The organism is Halobacillus mangrovi, from assembly GCF_002097535.1.
GTDB classification, from domain to species: Bacteria; Bacillota; Bacilli; order Bacillales; family Halobacillaceae; genus Halobacillus; species Halobacillus mangrovi_A.
Map to the genome: position 1 here is coordinate 1,039,629 of NZ_CP020772.1, position 17,452 is coordinate 1,057,080.

The window sequence follows — 17,452 nt, forward strand, 5'->3', positions numbered from 1 at the left end:
ATTATATAATACACGATTCGTTAGGTATATTTGTCCGTCTTGACGAACTTTAGCTCAATTTGTCGAGGAATCTGGATGAAATTCCTAACGAATAGAACCTCTGCTTCACTAAGTCAGAAAGGGTTGTGGGTATATTAGATTGGGTATAAAGATGTGCAATTGTAAATTTTGCTAAAAAATTTAATAATATTATCTATTAATCAATTATTCCTATGCTATAATGACTCTATGTTAAAATTCGACAAAACATGGGAGGCTCATGCATGGAAGAAACAATTTCCTTAAAAGAAATCTTTGAGGTGCTTAAGAAGCGTCTCTTGCTTATTATAAGTTTAGCAGTCTTGGCAGGTGCTATTAGTGCCGGCATCACGTTCTTTTTATTAACTCCTACGTATCAAACATCTGCGCAATTCATTGTTAGCCAGTCAGGGAATCAGTCAGAAAACACACCGTATGATTATAATGAAATACGATCCAATGTAGAACTCATTAATACATATAACGTTATTATTAAAAGTCCAAGAATCCTAGATCAGGTTGTTGATGAGTTAGGATTAAATATGACAGCATCTTCGTTATCCAATAAGATTCAAGTATCTAACGCAGAACAGTCACAAGTGGTAAACGTCGATGTTACGGACACCAGTGCATCTCAAGCAGCTGCCATAGCAAACACCACAGTGGAAGTGTTTAAAGAAGAAATTCCTCAGCTTATGAATGTAGATAACGTTAATATATTAACGAGAGCCAATGTAGAAGGTGACCCGTCACCAGTAAGTCCAAATCCGTTGTTGAACATTGCGATTGCTGTGGTAGTCGGTCTTATGGTCGGAGTTGGTCTTGCTTTCTTACTCGAATACTTAGATACAACGATTAAAACGGAAGAGGATATTGAACAGACGTTAGGCCTGCCGATCATGGGAGTGGTCTCCACGATTTCAGCTGATGATGTTCCAGGGAATGGCCGATCCGTAAAAAAGTCTAAAGTATCAAACATCAGAGGTGAATCCGTTGGCACGTAAGAAAAATAAAACGATTCAAACACGAGCCCGAAGCTTAATTGCAAACGAAGATCCGAAATCACCAGTCGCCGAGCAGTTTCGTACGATCCGTACGAACCTGCAATTTGCTTCAATTGATAAAGAGCTCGAAACGATGATGGTGACATCAGCAAGTCCGGCTGAAGGAAAGTCGATTACAACAGCGAACACAGCAGCCGTATTCGCTCAACAAGGAAAGAAAGTGTTGCTTGTCGATGCAGATCTAAGGAAACCGACGATGCACTATACGTTCCGTGTAGATAATACGTACGGATTAAGTAACTATTTGGTAAGTTCGCGTTCTGTCTTGGATCTAGTTAGGGAAAGTAATGTAGAGAATCTAGATTTGCTGCCTTGCGGTCCAATTCCGCCTAATCCATCAGAGTTATTAGGGTCAAAGAAAATGGAGAGGTTTATTAAGGAAGCAAAACAAACTTATGATTTAATTATCTTTGACACGCCGCCGGTATTGGCTGTTACAGATGCACCGGTACTATCTAGATTAGTTGAAGGGGTTTTATTGGTTGTAAGAAGCAAACAAACCGATCAGGAAGCTGCTGTTAAAGCCAAAGAGCAATTGCTTCAGTCAAAAGCGAATATCCTTGGGGCCGTTCTGAATGACCAGGATGTTAGTGCAAGCAACTATTATTATTATTATGGTAGATAAATAGAAAAAGAGCGCTCCCGAGCGCTCTTTTTTTTAGTGCCTTTTGTCCTTTAATATCCCATTAAATAGGAAAGGGCTTACACATTTAGATTCAAATAGTAAGAGTGATTAATTGGTATTTTTTATTAAAAAATCTTCAATTAATAGTAATTTACTGTTATAATTTTGATATTGAATTGAATTCGTACAAAAAAACAAGAATTCATTACGCATAGGTGTATAGGAATAAAAATAGGGGGTAGGTAATTTGATAGATATACATAGTCACATTTTACCTGGGGTCGATGATGGAGCCCAAACCATCGAAGAAAGTATGAAAATGGCGGAAGCTGCGGTAGCAGATGGTATTGATACCATTATTGCTACACCTCATCACAAGAATGGCAGCTTTGATAATTATAAGCACGACATTATCATACAAGTCGGTGAATTAAATCGCCAGTTACAGCAGAGAAACATCCCATTAGAGGTACTTCCTGGCCAAGAAACCAGAGTGTATGGGGAGCTTCTAAATGGTTTAGAAACCAATGACATCCTTCCAATCAACGAAAAAACAAACTATGTTTTCGTGGAGTTTCCATCGGGGAGCGTCCCAAAGTACGCCAGCCAACTATTCTTTGATTTGCAAATGGCTGAGTACCAACCGATCATTGTTCATCCAGAAAGAAATAAACAACTGATTGAACAGCCGGATTTAATATATTCCTTCGTGAAGCGAGGGGCCTTCACTCAGCTGACAGCTGGGAGTGTGTGCGGCCACTTTGGTAGGAAGATAAAGAAATTCTCTCATCAGCTGATCGAGCATAACCTTGCTCATCTGATTGCGACCGACGCGCACAATACGTCAGCAAGAGGATTTTGTTTAACAGATGCTTATGGAGAAGTAAGAAAAGAATTTGGTCTTGATATGGTGTATTTGCTATCAGAAAACGCTGAAGCAGTCGTTAATGGCAAGGTGCTGGGTGCAGAGCCCCCTGAACATATAAAGAAAGTGAAGTTATTCGGATTATTTGGTTAGTGTAGTAGTGTAGGAGTTTTGTGATTAGATCATAGAGCTCCTATATTTTTATAACCTTCGCAGAAATTGTTTCCATTTGTGGAATATTATGATTCAAGAAATCTTAAGTTAATTAAATTAAAGTTCTATTATATAATTCGGCAAATATTCATAGTTATCATGACTTTTGACATGCTATAAAGTATTTTTTCGTAAAAAATACGACAAGAATCGTAAATATTAAGTAAAAAAACCTATATCCCCCCTTTATACCATTGGGAAATACTGCTATACTAATGAAAGTTACAAAAAGATTACAAATGTATAACGACGATCGTAAAAAAATAGTAAACATTTGTTTGAACTGGGGGCTATAACCATATGTAAATAGTTTGCCAGTCTGATATTTAGAAGTTGAAACAGTCACTCACTATAAGAAAGGAGAGGGTAAGGCTTATGACAGCAGCCTATAGAAGAAGGTTACTGCTATTAATTGTCATCGATTCATTCATCGTGTCGTTTTCAATTTATATGTCCCATTTCTTTTTGAACCCTTATGTCGCTGTGTTTGATGGAATCATGGTTGTATCTGCGCTCACATTGCTGATTACCCATCATCTCTATTCAAGCCTGTTTGGCATGTACAAGAAGAAGTGGCGGTATGCCAGTACGGAAGAATTATTTGGAATTATATTTGTAGTAACTCTATCCATTATATCAACCACAATCATACAATTACTTGCCTTTGGAACCATTTACGAACGTGCCTTGACGATCACATGGATGCTACATATTTTACTTATCGGCGGTGTGCGTTTTGCGTGGCAGTATTATAAGAGTTATGGGCTAACTATTAATCCGAAATTTAAAAGAGCAAAGATTGTTACAAACAATCCTAATGCCAAACGAACGTTAATTATTGGAGCAGGTTCTGCAGGTCGTATGCTTGCGCGTCAAATGCGCACTTCAAATGAAATAGAGACAGACGTAGTCGGTTTTCTGGATGATGATTTCACGATGCACCACCTAACTGTAAGTGGATTACCCGTGCTTGGTGATACGAATGATATTGAAAAGATTACTTCAAAACACTCTATTAACCATATCGTCATTGCCATGCCATCTGTTAAGCGTGAACGGGTAAAAACTATTATTCAAGATTCAAAGAAAGTTGTTAAAAACGTACAGACCCTACCTATGATTGAAGATATTGCATTAGGGAATGTCTCAGTGAATCAGATTCGTGATGTCCAAATAGAGGATTTATTAGGACGGGAGCCTGTGGAACTTGATATCGATTCCATTGAATCCGAAATTAAAGGCAGAACCGTATTAGTTACGGGGGCAGGCGGTTCAATCGGTTCAGAGATTTGCCGCCAATTAGTAAAATTCAAGCCAGAACGCTTAGTTCTTTTGGGACACGGAGAAAACAGCATTTATACGATACATATGGAGTTGTCACAACTTGGACTAGATACTGAACTAGTGCCTGTCATCGCTGATGTCCAAGACCGTGAGCGCATTTTTGAAGTCGTGAACCATTATGGACCTTCTTATGTCTACCACGCAGCTGCGCATAAGCATGTGCCATTGATGGAAGTGAATCCTGAAGAAGCGATTAAGAATAACGTAATTGGAACAAAAAATGTATCAGAAGCAGCCGATGCAGCAGGAGTAAAAACCTTTGTCCTTGTGTCCACTGACAAAGCTGTAAATCCTCCCAACATTATGGGAGCAACCAAGCGAATTGCGGAAATGGTTATTCAGTCACTTAGCAAACGAAGCCAGACCAAGTTTGTTGCGGTACGGTTTGGGAATGTGCTAGGAAGTAGAGGGTCAGTAATTCCATTATTTAAGAAACAAATTGCAAGCGGTGGTCCTGTTACAGTTACCCATCCTGATATGACCCGTTACTTTATGACGATTCCAGAAGCATCTCGCTTAGTACTTCAAGCAGGAACGTTAGCGAGTGGCGGAGAAATTTTCGTGCTCGATATGGGTGAACCAGTAAAAATTGTGGATCTTGCAAAAAATTTGATCCATCTATCTGGATTTAGTGAAGATGAGATTCCTATTAAGTTCGCAGGTATTCGTCCAGGTGAAAAAATGTACGAAGAATTACTTGGAGATGATGAAGTTTATAGTGAACCGATCTTCCCTAAGATTTTAATTGGGAAAACAGTAGAATTTGACGAAGATTCGGTTAACAAACTTGTTAGAGAACATATGAATTATAGTCAAGAATTAGTTAAGCATTATGCTATTAATTTAGCTAATTCTCAAAAACAACCTGAACTAATTGCTAGATAGGGAGTGTGACCAACATGAAAAAAATTAAAAAAGCTATTATTCCAGCAGCTGGACTTGGTACACGCTTCCTACCTGCAACAAAAGCAATGCCTAAAGAAATGCTTCCAATCGTAGATAAGCCCACTATTCAATATATAGTAGAAGAAGCTATAGAATCAGGTATTGAAGATATTATCATTGTAACTGGTAAAGGAAAGCGTGCTATTGAAGATCATTTTGATAAAAACTTTGAATTAGAAGATAATTTACTACAAAAGGAAAAGTACGATCTTTTAGATAAAGTAAATGCTACTTCTAATGTAGAAATTCATTTTATCCGTCAGAAAGAACCAAAAGGGCTTGGCCATGCTGTATGGTGTGCGCGTAAGTTTATAGGTGATGAACCATTTGCTATTTTACTAGGTGATGATATTGTGCGTGCAGAGAAACCATGTTTACGTCAGTTGATTGATCAGTATGAAGATACCCTTTCTTCCGTTATTGGAGTGCAGACTGTCAGTGAAATAGAAACTCATCGCTACGGTATAATTGATCCTCATTACCAAGAAGGACGAAGGTATCAAGTCAACACTTTTGTTGAAAAGCCTAAACAAGGTACTGCACCTTCAAACCTAGCAATTATGGGTAGATATATACTTACTCCTGATATTTTTATGTTCCTTGATAAAGAGGAAAAAGGAGCAGGGGGAGAAGTGCAGTTGACGGATGCTATTGAGCAACTAAATCAGAATGCAAATGTTTTTGCTTATGATTTTGAAGGGGTGCGTTATGATGTTGGAGAAATACTTGGGTTTATTAAAACAACATTCGAGCTTGCGCTTGAACGAGATGAGTTGAAAGATGAAGTACTGAATTTTCTACAAAGTGTTTCTAATAAATATTCTATAGAAACTGTAAACAGCTAAAGGGCTGCTTCTATGAGGCATCCCTTTAGTTTGTGCCTATAATAAGTAGAGAGAAACTTATTAGATAATATTTATTTTAAAGAGGAGGAAGACACGATGTCATATCTAGTTGTAGTCGCCCACCCAGACGACGAAGTTTTAGGAGCTGGAGCTACTATGTATAAACTTGCTCAAAAAGGACATTCAGTGAATGTATGTATATTATCAGGGGGAGTAAACGCAAGAAACCGCAGACCCACAACAGAAGAGTTGAATGATGATGTCAACAATTCTATGAAATTGTTAGGCGTGGATAAAGTAATTACTGGAAACTTTCCAAACATAGAACTTAATACGGTCCCTCATATAGAATTGGTAAAATTCATAGAAGAAGCAATCATTGAAACTAAAGCAAATGTTGTTTTCACTCATCACCCAGCGGACTTAAACAATGATCATTTACATACTTCTCTAGCTTGTCAGGCAGCTGTAAGGTTATTCCAAAGGAGGGGTGAAGTTCAACCATTAAAAGAATTGCTTTTTATGGAAGTTCCCTCGTCAACTGAATGGGGGCTGAATAAAACTATGAATCAATATTCACCGAATACATTTATTGAAATTGGAGAAAAAAACGTAAATAAAAAATTGGAAGCTTTATCTCACTATAGAGGGGTTATGAGAGATTACCCACACCCAAGAAGTCATGATTATATTAAAGGACTAGCTTCTTATCGGGGCGGACAAGCTGGAATGGTTTATGCTGAATCTTTCGAAAGTGTTTTTAGGCGGGACTTTTAACATGAAGGAAGTGAAAAGCGTGAAGAAAAAAGTAGCTTTTGCAACCTGTGTTCAATTAGGACAAAGTTGTATTGAAGAAATACTTCGAATAGGTGGGGAATTAGACCTGTTGATATGCCTTAAAGACAATAAGGCTAAGAATAAATCTGGCAGAATATATCTTGATGAGATTGCTGCTACATATAATATTCCTTTACTTAAAATTGATAATATTAATGATGACGAGGTATTAAATACTCTAAAAGCACATGAAATTGATTGGTTATTCATCATTGGATGGTCTCAAATTGCGAAGAGGGAAGTATTAAATACACCTACTTATGGTTGTATAGGTATGCATCCAACTTTGTTACCTGAAGGACGAGGCAGAGCGGCTATCCCTTGGGCAATTATAAAAGGTTTAAGAAAAACGGGTGTGACTATGTTCAAGTTAGATGAAGGTGTCGATACGGGAGATATTATAGCCCAAGAGGCAATTTATTTAAATGAGACTACTACAGCATCTGAATTGTATAAAAAAGTAGATGAGATGCATATATCCCTTATTACCAATAATTGGGATTCCGTTGTTAACAATAGAATCAATCTGCAAAAGCAAAATGAAAATAGTGCTACACACTGGCCGGGAAGGAAACCCGAAGATGGAGAGATATTAAATGTCATGACTATGGATGAAGCAGAAAAGCTAGTAAGAGCCGTGACACACCCGTACCCTGGGGCATTCTTTAAAGATGAAACAAGAACCCTTAGAATATGGTCGGCTATTACCAACAAGAGACACGGTGAAATTAAGCTGAGTGATGGATATTTAATACCTATTGATTACGAAATAGAGGTTGAGTTATGAAAGGGAAGAAGGTTCAGAAATCTATAAAACGCATATTTGATATTATGGTATCTTTAATTATTCTTATACCTTTTTTTCCGATATGGTTCATAATTGCGATATTAATTAAAATTACTTCCCCAGGTCCAATACTCTTTCTCCAAGATAGACCTGGAAAATGCAAGAATATCTTTAAGGTCTACAAATTTAGAACAATGAAACCTGGTTCAGAGAAAATGGTTAAAGGTCAGGAAGTTATGAAAGACGATGACCGTATAACAGCAGTAGGAAGGCTTTTGCGAAGAAGTAAAGTGGATGAAATTCCTCAGATCATTAATGTTTTGAAGGGCGAGATGAGCTTAGTTGGTCCTAGGCCTGAGCGAGTAGAGTCGCTATCTGACTATACTAATGAGATTGCAAAAAGGTTAAATATGAGGCCTGGCTTGACGGGTCTAGCTCAGGTTAGTGGTAATATTTACATTTCCTTAGAAGAAAGATACAAATACGACTTATATTATGTGAGAAATTTTAGCTTATGGCTTGATATAAAAATAATATTAAGAACAGTGGGTGTTGTTCTTCTTGGAGAAGACAGGTATGTGGATAAAAGTTTAATTGACATCAGTGAAGTTCAAATCAATTCTACTTCAGAAAAGAGATTTGTTAAATGAAAAAAATACTAATTACAGGACTAAACAGCTACATAGGAACGTCGTTTAAGAATTGGGTATCAAACGATCCTTGTAATTATTCAGTAGACAAAATAAGTATGAGAGACAGTGAATGGATAGATCATTCATTTAGTAAATATGACGTAATCTTTCACACAGCTGCTATCGTACACACTAAAGAGAAGAATCCTTCTGTATATTATGAGGTTAACAGAGATTTAACAATCAATCTTGCCAGAAAAGCCAAACGGGCTGGTGTCAAACAGTTTATATTTTTAAGCACCATGGGAGTGTACGGTACTGAAACAGGGGTTATTACTGAGGACTCTATGCCAGCACCAAAAACCGAGTACGCAAAATCAAAACTTGATGCAGAGAAAGGTTTACAAAAGTTAGCCAGTCGTACGTTCAAGGTTGTAATAATAAGGCCACCACTAGTGTACGGAGAGGGGTGTCCTGGTAATTATAAAAAGCTTGAAACTCTAGCTTTAAAATGTCCCGTGTTTCCTGATGTCATAAATAGACGAAGCATGATTTATATCGATAACTTGTCGGAATTCGTAAAAAACATAGTTGACCTCGATTTAGGTGGGTTGTTCTTTCCTCAAAATAAAGATTATATAAGTACAACCGAATTGATAAAAAATATTAATTATTTTCATAACAATAAAACAAGAGTATCAAAATATCTTAATTGGGTTGTCTCAATTGGAATGAAATGGTCTGAAACATTACGTAAGGTATTCGGCTCTTTTATTTACGATAAAAGCATGCCTGGTGGACCAGAATCTTATTTACAAGGAAAAAAACCTAACTATGAAACAGTTTCTTTTAAAGAATCAATAAAATGTAGTAAAGGTAAGGAGAAGGCTTGATGAGAAAAAAAGGTGATGTATTGTTCTTGTGTCAGTATTTTTATCCAGAGTATGTATCATCAGCTACTTTACCTTTTGATACAGCTGTAGCACTAAGTGAGTCAGGGCTTAAAGTAGGTGCACTTTCTGGGTATCCAAAAGAGTATTTCAAAAGCGAAACTAAAGTACCCTTAAAGGAAACACATAAGGGGATAAAAATAAAAAGGTTAAAGTATATCCAACTAAAAAGAAGTAATTTCATTGGAAGATTAATTAACTATTTTTCATTTACTGTTTCAGTAATTCTTAATTTTGACGAAATAATAAAATATAAATCTGTAATTGTATATTCTAATCCACCCATTTTACCTTTAGTTCCAACAATAGCTAAAAAATTCTTTAAAACGAAAATGGTTTTTGTAAGTTATGATGTGTATCCTGAAATGGCTTTTGCAACAAATGCAACTAAAGAAGGTAGTTTTATAAGTAAAATAATGAACCTAGTAAATAAAGTAGTATTTAACCAGGTTGATAAAGTGGTGGCTTTATCTCACGAAATGAAAAACTATTTAGTTAATAATAGGAATATTGCTAGTGCACAAGTCGAGGTCATTCCTAATTGGTATGAAGATAAAGCTATTCATACTGAAGAATCCTTCCCTTCTGCAAATACTTTTAATTCTTTGAAAAAAGATGGTGATTTAATAGTTTCTTATTTTGGTAATATGGGAGTATGCCAAGACCTTGATACTATTGTTGAAGCTATAAGACAAGTAAAAAGTAATTCTAAAATAAAATTCATTTTTGCAGGTCATGGAAATAAGATGGATCATTTAAAGAATATTGTTAAAAGTGAAAATATGGAAAATGTATTCGTTTATGATTTTCTTCATGGACAAGATTTTCAAGATGCCCTCAACATAAGTAATTGTTTTTTGGTTAGCTTGGCAAAAGGATTAAAAGGTTTAGCTGTACCGAGTAAAACATACAGCTATATGGCTGCGGGGAAACCTGTAATTTCTATTATGGATAGGGAGTCGGACATAGCTGAAGACTTAATTGAAAATAATGCAGGCTATGCTTTGGAAGTAGGAGAAAGCCAAAAGCTAGTAAATGCTTTAGAAGAATTGCTCCATGATAAAGATAAAAGGAAACGTATGGGAGACAATTGTAGAACAGTATTTGCTTCTAAGTACACAAAAGAACACAGCACTAGAAAATATGTGAAAATGACACAGAGGTTACTGGGGGAACAAAACTATGTTTGAAGGTAAGACTTTATTAATTACAGGTGGTACTGGGTCTTTCGGTCACGCCGTCATGAAAAGATTTCTTGATACTGAAATCAAAGAAATAAGAATTTTCTCTAGGGATGAGAAAAAACAGGATGATATGCGAAAGCTATATAGGAGTGAGAAGCTGAAGTTTTATTTAGGAGATGTAAGAGACTTAAGTAGCGTTAAAGATGCAATGCACAATGTGGACTATATTTTTCATGCAGCCGCTTTAAAACAAGTACCCTCGTGTGAATTTTTCCCGTTAGAAGCTGTGAAAACTAATATTATAGGTACAGAGAATGTACTAACTGCCTCTATTGAAAAAGGTGTAAAAAAAGTTATATGTTTATCAACAGATAAAGCAGCCTATCCAATTAATGCAATGGGGATCTCTAAGGCTATGATGGAAAAAGTATTTGTTGCTAAATCAAAGACTGTAGACCCTGAAAGGACATTAATATGTGGGACTCGTTATGGTAATGTTATGGCCTCAAGAGGATCGGTTATTCCTTTATTTATTGAACAGATTAAAAATGGACAGCCAATCACAATTACAGATCCAGATATGACTAGGTTTCTTATGAGCTTAGAAGATGCCGTTGAGCTTGTGGTCTTTGCATTCTATAATGCAGACGCAGGAGATATAATGGTTCAAAAATCCCCAGCATCTACAATAGGTGATCTTGCTCAAGCTATTAAAGAATTATTTAATGCTGACAATGAAATTAAAGTAATTGGTACTCGGCACGGCGAAAAATTATATGAGACCTTATTAACTAAAGAAGAGAACGTGGATGCTCAAGATCTAGGTGGATTTTATAAAGTGCCTGTCGATAAAAGGGATCTTAATTATGATAAGTATTTTGTAGAGGGTGATGAAAAGCTTTCCACCGATAAGGAGTACAACTCTCATAACACACAAAGGCTAAATATAGAGGAGATAAAGGATAAACTACTAACTCTCGATTATGTTCAAGAAGAATTGAAAGGTTGGAATTTATAATGAATATTCTAGTAACTGGTGCAAGAGGGTTTATTGGTAAAAACCTTATTGCAGAGTTAAAGAACATAGGGGATTCTACCATTTTGGAATATAGTAGAGATACAAGCTATGAGTTATTAGAAGATTATTGCAAACAAGCAGATTTTGTATTTCATCTGGCAGGAGTAAATAGACCGAAAGATAATTCAGAGTTTATGGATGGAAATTATGGTTTCACCTCTGAACTGTTAGATATGTTAAAGAAATATGAGAATACTTGTCCATTAATGATATCCTCCTCTACTCAAGCCGAGCTTAATAATCCATATGGCATAAGTAAAAAAGCAGGAGAAAAACTATTATTTGACTACAGTCAAAAAACAGGTGCGAAGGTGTTAATATATAGGTTTCCAAATGTTTTTGGAAAGTGGTGTAAACCTAACTACAATAGCGTAATAGCTACATTTTGTCATAACATTAGTCGAGATATTCCTATTCAAATTAATGACCCTGCCACATTACTAAATTTAGTTTACATTGATGATGTTATAAAGGAATTAATTAATGCGTTACAAAGTAATGAAAACTTGGTAGGAGATTTTTGCGAAGTACCTAAAGTGCACTCGATAACTCTTGGAGAAGTGGCAGACTTATTATACTCTTTTCGAAGAAGCAGAGAAGGAAAATATGTTCCTGATATGTCTGTCCCATTGATTAAAAAATTATACAGTACATATTTAACTTATTTGCCTCAGGATCAATTTAGTTATGATTTAAAAATGAACGTAGATAATAGAGGGTCTTTTACTGAATTTATAAGAACACCTGATAGAGGACAAGTTTCGGTAAATATCTCCAAGCCAGGAATTACTAAAGGTAACCATTGGCATCACACAAAGAATGAAAAGTTTTTAGTAGTTAGTGGAAATGGTGTTATTAGATTCAGAAAATATGGATCTAATGAGGTAATTGAATACTTTGTTAGTGGGAACAATATGGAAGTTGTGGATATACCTACTGGTTATATTCACAATATCGAAAATCTTGGGGAAGTTGATATGGTTACTATAATGTGGGCAAACGAACCATTTGATCCCGAGAATCCGGACACATATTACTCGGAGGTATAAGAATAATGAAAAAATTAAAAGTTATGACAGTGGTAGGGACTAGACCGGAAATTATTAGACTATCTGCTGTAATTAATAGACTAGAATCATCACAAGCTATTGAACATACTCTGGTTCACACTGGGCAAAATTATGATTACGAATTAAATGAAGTATTTTTTAAGGATTTTAACTTAAAGAAACCAGACTATTTTTTGAATACAGCTACTGGCACTGCTATTGAAACTATAGGAAATATCTTAGTAAAGATCGATCCTATTATGGAGAAAATTAAACCGGATGCATTTTTAGTACTTGGTGATACAAATAGTTGTTTATGCGCGATTGCAGCAAAAAAAAGGCATATACCTATATTCCACATGGAAGCAGGAAATAGATGTTTTGATCAAAGAGTACCTGAAGAAACCAATAGAAAAATTGTTGATCATACCTCTGATATAAATTTAACATATAGCGATATTGCAAGAGAATATTTATTGAGAGAAGGATTACCTGCAGATCGTATTATTAAAACAGGTAGCCCGATGTATGAAGTTCTTAATTCTAGAAAGAAAGATATAGAGGAATCAGATGCACTTGAAAGATTGGATCTTAAAGAAGGCGGATACTTTGTAGTATCAGCTCATAGAGAAGAAAATATTGATTCTGAAGCTAACTTCTATAATTTAGTAGATAGCCTTAATGGTATAGCTGAAAAATATAATTTGCCTATAATAGTAAGCACGCATCCTAGAACCAGAAATATGATTGTTAATAAAGGAACAGAGTTTAATCCGTTAATTAAGACAATGAAACCTTTAGGATTTAATGATTATGTAAAGCTCCAACTTAAAGCTAAAGCAGTTCTTAGTGATAGTGGAACAATTAGTGAGGAGTCTTCAATACTTGGTTTTAAAGCACTTAATATTAGACAATCTCATGAAAGGCCGGAAGCTATGGAAGAGGCATCGGTTATGATGGTAGGCTTAGGAAAAGAAAGAATTTTACAAGGTTTGGAAATATTAGAAACTCATAATAATAAATTTAGGATGGTTGATGACTATAGTATGCCGAATGTATCTGATAAAGTATTAAGAATAATAATTTCTTATACAGACTATGTAAATAGAGTTGTGTGGGGGAGTTAACTTATGGAAGTATTGGTTGCAGCGGATTCTTTAATTTATAAAACACCAGATGGGAAATTTTGGTGCAAGACAATTTACGGTTATAATTTTTGGTTGCGGTATTTAGAAGTGTTTGAAAGGGTTTCTATTGTTTCCAGAACCCATTCTGTTGATTATAGCGAAGTTACCGAATGTTTAAGGGTGGATGGACCCAATGTACGTGTTCTAGAGTTGCCATTTATGCGTGGAATGAAAGATTATATTACAAATTATTTTTCCTTCTCAAAAACCGCTAAAAAGATAGCAAAGGAAGGGGATTGTGCGATAATTAGGCTACCATCTGTAGTAGCCGCTATGGTACATAAATATTATAAGCGGACTGGCAAGCCTTATGCTTTAGAAATAGTTGCTGATCCACATGATGCATATGCTTCAAATAAGTTAGCACAACTTGCTTACACTAAACAACTGAAAAATGCGGCTTTACAAGCAAATGGAGTATCTTATGTCACACAATTTTATTTACAAAGTAAATACCCTTCTTTTTCTAGATTGTATGGTGAAACAGACGAGAATTTTGAAAGTTACTACTCTACAATAAACCTGTCAAAGTCATATTTCTCTCTCCCCAAAACTTTTAATAATGAAAAAAAGCAGTTTACCATTGTCCATACAGCTAATAGTATAAACAACGATATGAAGGGGCATGATACCCTGATTAAAGTTTTAAAACAATTAAGAGAAGAAAATTACGATGTAAATATAATATTCATAGGAGATGGTAGCAAGAGAAAATATTATGAGCAAATGGCTCATGAAAATGGAGTTGGAGATTTTGTAACTTTCACTGGATTATTACCTTCTGGAGAAAAGGTAAGGGAGTTTCTTTTGAAAGGAGATATATTTGTATTTCCTACTAAAGCAGAGGGTCTACCTAGGGCAATTATTGAGGCAATGGCTGTAGGACTCCCAGTTTTATCTACACCGGTAAATGGCATTCCTGAATTATTACCTGAAACTAATATGTTTGATCCTTATGACGTTAATGGTTTTGTAAATAAATTAAAGTTTCTTTTCAAAAACGTATCGCAATTAGAAGAAATGAGTAAAGAAAATTTAAATACAGCGGAAAAATACGTCAATGAAAAACTTTCCATCAGGCGTAAAAATTATTATAGAAAATTACGTATAGTTGCCGAAAAATTGTATGAGACTGGTGGAAAATAGTGTTAAGGGTTGATGATAGTATAAATAAAAGAAGAGTAAAAATATCATATATTTTACTAAATTTTATTGATTTTTGTCTTTTTATCATTAGTATCCTAACAGTACTTCTAATCACAAATAAAGAGAATAATTTACCGATAGTAGGAATTGTTATAATTGGATTTTCCTTGTATTTATGTTTTAAAGTAAGAAACAATCAAAAGCTTTTATTTCTTTTTGCAATTATTGGATTTATTAATATTTCAATAGGATTTAGTGATGGTATATTAAAAGGTATGCATGTAGCACCATGGCAAATTGAACTGAGAGAGAGTGTGTACAACTTATACACAGCCAAAAGCATTATTTTGTTTAGCAGTATTGTTAATTTATTTTTAAGTTATAGTTGGATAAATGAAAAAGCTGTTAGTTTAAGTACTGCAGAAATTAATAGAAAAAATAATCCTATCATAGCGTACGTAGGATTACTTGTAATATATATCATTATTCTAGCGGGATATGACGTCAATACATTAGCAGGAGATTCATATGTTAGTAATAGTAACCCTTTAATTGAGTACGCTATTGTAATTTTTGCAGTAATTTGGCTATATTCCAATAATAATGTTATTGCTAATACTCTATTAAGATTTTATGCTTTTCTATATGTGCTATATTCATTGTCATTTGGGGATAGATCAGCAGCTTTTTTAATGATTCTTCTTTATTATCTTTTATACATTGGTAAGAAACAAAAGTTATCGATTAAAAAAATTGTCTTACTAGCATTGTTTGCTATTACTCTATCAAATTTAATAGCAGTTTATAGAGCAAATCCTTATTTAGATTTGTTTAGCCTTATCACAGATACTATACAAAGAGGAGTGTATTCTGATACTGTATCTTATAGTTATTATGCTTCAATTACTATAACAGCTGCATATCATATTAGTGATACATTTTTACCTTTTGCAGAATATCTTAAAAGTTGGATTGTGGGAGGAAGTAATAGCGAATTTAGTAATCTAGCTAATTATATAAAAGAAAATTACAATTTATTATATAATGTTGGGGGCGGATTATATACTTCCTATTTTTATTTTGGATTTGGATACCTTGGGGTGATTTTTGGTAGTGTTTTGTTAGGGGGGGTTTTACGCATAGTATATTCCTATAACAATTATCTTACAATATTCTATCAAATCCTAATTCCAGTGCTATCTGTACGATGGTATTTATATGGTCCAACTTCACTATATCGTAGTATATTTATTGTAAGCACGGTTTTGTTATTAACTTGTTTTATATTTGATAGGATTGTAAGAAATAAAAATATCTCAAAGAAAAACCAAACTAAAATAATCTGAAGAATAGGCAAGATGTTATGCTTTAGAACGGAGTATTTTTTTATGATAGATAGGTATATCAAAAATAGTCAACTCTCAGGAATTATATCACTAGGAATAGGGACAATTATAGCACAATTAATTAATTTAATTTCACAGCCGTTATTAACTAGGTTAGTAACACCTGAGGAATTAGGAACATATAATTTTATAATTTCCATGGCAAATTTGATAATACCAATTGCTTCTTTAAAATTAATAATGCTAATTGTTATTGATCCAGATGATGAGGAAGCAGAAATTTTAACTGATGTTAGTATTATTACTGCTATAATTGGTTCTCTATTATGCACATTATTTATTGCCATTTTACTTCTTATAGGCAATAACGCTTTCTCTGCTATTGGATATCTTTCCTTCCTTATTCCTATTATTATTATTACTAATGCTCTTAGATTTATATTTATCAGTCATAATAATAGATATAAAAAGTACTCTTTGATATCAAAAATGGATATATTTAGAGAATTAATAAAAGGGGTTTTCCAAGTCACTTCTGGGTATTTAGGTGGGGGAGCTTTTGGTCTTTCGGTTGGTTATGCCGCTTCTCCCACTTTAGGGGTGAAAGTTCAAGCAAGCGATTATATAAACCGTTTTAAATATAGAAAAAAAATTGCCTTTAAAACCGTTTTATCGATCTACAAAAAAAAGAAAGACCATATTTTATATATGGTACCTGCCCAATTTATTAACTCATTTTCATTTGCGTTATTGACTTATTCAATAATTTCATTATTTTCTGCTGAAGAATTAGGTTACTATTCAATCTCGTATATGGTGTTAGGGTTGCCTTTAGTACTGATATCTAATAACGTGAGTAGAGTTTATTTGCAAAATTTAAAGAGTCTTGATCAAGACGGGAAGTCCCTTTGGGAAAACTATAAAATGATTATCAAAGTATTAAGTTTAGTGTCTATTATTGGTTTTGCTATTTTAGCTTTAATAGCTCCGAAAGCAGCTGAGATGCTTTTTGGAGAGGGGTATTATCAATCAGGAAAGTATATTACAATACTTTGTTTTATGTTTGCATTAAGATTTATCGCATCTTCTATTATAGGTGGCTATGTTTTTTTTAATAAACAAAAATTTGATACTCTTTTCCAAATTATACTGGTTTTGTGCGGATTGTTTAGTCATCTCTTAACTGCTCTGTTTAGCTTAAATATATACAATTATTTATGTTTAATTAGTTTCACTTATGGAATTGTTTATTTAGTGATTATTATTAATTCGGGGTATATTTGTAAAAAGTATGATAAAAATTATAATTAAGCACGAGTGTTAATATAAATAACCTA

16 protein-coding genes are annotated in these 17,452 nt (G+C 34.4%); all 16 read left to right on the plus strand.

Features of this window, described 5'->3' with window-relative positions; all coding sequences use genetic code 11:
* The first annotated feature begins 263 nt into the window (after positions 1-263).
* On the plus strand, positions 264-1,022 hold the full coding sequence (locus HM131_RS05080) for a YveK family protein (RefSeq protein ID WP_085028589.1): 759 nt from the start codon (positions 264-266) through the stop codon (positions 1,020-1,022).
* Complete coding sequence (locus tag HM131_RS05085; RefSeq protein WP_085028591.1) at positions 1,012-1,707, plus strand: CpsD/CapB family tyrosine-protein kinase; 696 nt, start codon at positions 1,012-1,014, stop codon at positions 1,705-1,707. Before HM131_RS05080 ends, HM131_RS05085 begins: the two co-directional genes overlap by 11 nt.
* Before the next feature lie 247 nt (positions 1,708-1,954).
* Positions 1,955-2,725: a tyrosine-protein phosphatase gene (locus tag HM131_RS05090; protein WP_085028593.1), complete on the plus strand. Its 771-nt coding sequence runs from the start codon at positions 1,955-1,957 to the stop codon at positions 2,723-2,725.
* 435 nt (positions 2,726-3,160) lie between these two features.
* Positions 3,161-5,014 carry a polysaccharide biosynthesis protein gene (locus HM131_RS05095; RefSeq protein ID WP_085028594.1) on the plus strand — a complete coding sequence of 618 codons (1,854 nt, stop codon included), beginning with the start codon at positions 3,161-3,163 and terminating at the stop codon, positions 5,012-5,014.
* Positions 5,015-5,028: 14 nt separating this feature from the next.
* A complete protein-coding gene (galU, locus tag HM131_RS05100; protein WP_085028596.1) occupies positions 5,029-5,919 on the plus strand; it encodes a UTP--glucose-1-phosphate uridylyltransferase GalU in 891 nt (296 codons plus the stop codon).
* A 96-nt stretch (positions 5,920-6,015) separates the two neighbouring features.
* Positions 6,016-6,696, plus strand: a complete 681-nt coding sequence (locus HM131_RS05105; protein WP_085028598.1) for a PIG-L deacetylase family protein — start codon at positions 6,016-6,018, stop codon at positions 6,694-6,696.
* 1 nt (position 6,697) lies between these two features.
* Positions 6,698-7,543: a formyltransferase family protein gene (locus HM131_RS05110; RefSeq protein WP_232324873.1), complete on the plus strand. Its 846-nt coding sequence runs from the start codon at positions 6,698-6,700 to the stop codon at positions 7,541-7,543.
* The gene (locus tag HM131_RS05115; RefSeq protein ID WP_085028600.1) at positions 7,540-8,193 is read left to right on the plus strand and encodes a sugar transferase; all 654 of its coding nucleotides are present in this window, start codon (positions 7,540-7,542) and stop codon (positions 8,191-8,193) included. Before HM131_RS05110 ends, HM131_RS05115 begins: the two co-directional genes overlap by 4 nt.
* On the plus strand, positions 8,190-9,068 hold the full coding sequence (locus HM131_RS05120) for an NAD-dependent epimerase/dehydratase family protein (protein ID WP_085028602.1): 879 nt from the start codon (positions 8,190-8,192) through the stop codon (positions 9,066-9,068). The genes HM131_RS05115 and HM131_RS05120 overlap by 4 nt, the downstream gene beginning before the upstream one ends.
* Positions 9,068-10,315, plus strand: coding sequence for a glycosyltransferase family 4 protein (locus tag HM131_RS05125; RefSeq protein WP_085028604.1), 1,248 nt, complete (start codon positions 9,068-9,070; stop codon positions 10,313-10,315). The genes HM131_RS05120 and HM131_RS05125 overlap by 1 nt, the downstream gene beginning before the upstream one ends.
* On the plus strand, positions 10,308-11,327 hold the full coding sequence (locus tag HM131_RS05130; protein ID WP_085028606.1) for a nucleoside-diphosphate sugar epimerase/dehydratase: 1,020 nt from the start codon (positions 10,308-10,310) through the stop codon (positions 11,325-11,327). Before HM131_RS05125 ends, HM131_RS05130 begins: the two co-directional genes overlap by 8 nt.
* Entirely contained in the window at positions 11,327-12,436 is a 1,110-nt protein-coding gene (locus tag HM131_RS05135; RefSeq protein WP_085028608.1) for a capsular polysaccharide biosynthesis protein CapF, read from the plus strand. Before HM131_RS05130 ends, HM131_RS05135 begins: the two co-directional genes overlap by 1 nt.
* 5 nt (positions 12,437-12,441) lie before the next feature.
* Positions 12,442-13,563, plus strand: a complete 1,122-nt coding sequence (gene wecB / locus HM131_RS05140; protein WP_085028610.1) for a non-hydrolyzing UDP-N-acetylglucosamine 2-epimerase — start codon at positions 12,442-12,444, stop codon at positions 13,561-13,563.
* 3 nt (positions 13,564-13,566) lie between these two features.
* Entirely contained in the window at positions 13,567-14,769 is a 1,203-nt protein-coding gene (locus HM131_RS05145) for a glycosyltransferase family 4 protein (RefSeq protein WP_085028612.1), read from the plus strand.
* Positions 14,769-16,115: a hypothetical protein gene (locus HM131_RS05150; protein ID WP_085028614.1), complete on the plus strand. Its 1,347-nt coding sequence runs from the start codon at positions 14,769-14,771 to the stop codon at positions 16,113-16,115. Before HM131_RS05145 ends, HM131_RS05150 begins: the two co-directional genes overlap by 1 nt.
* A gap of 42 nt (positions 16,116-16,157) precedes the next feature.
* Positions 16,158-17,426: a lipopolysaccharide biosynthesis protein gene (locus HM131_RS05155; RefSeq protein ID WP_198162723.1), complete on the plus strand. Its 1,269-nt coding sequence runs from the start codon at positions 16,158-16,160 to the stop codon at positions 17,424-17,426.
* Positions 17,427-17,452 lie beyond the last annotated feature (26 nt).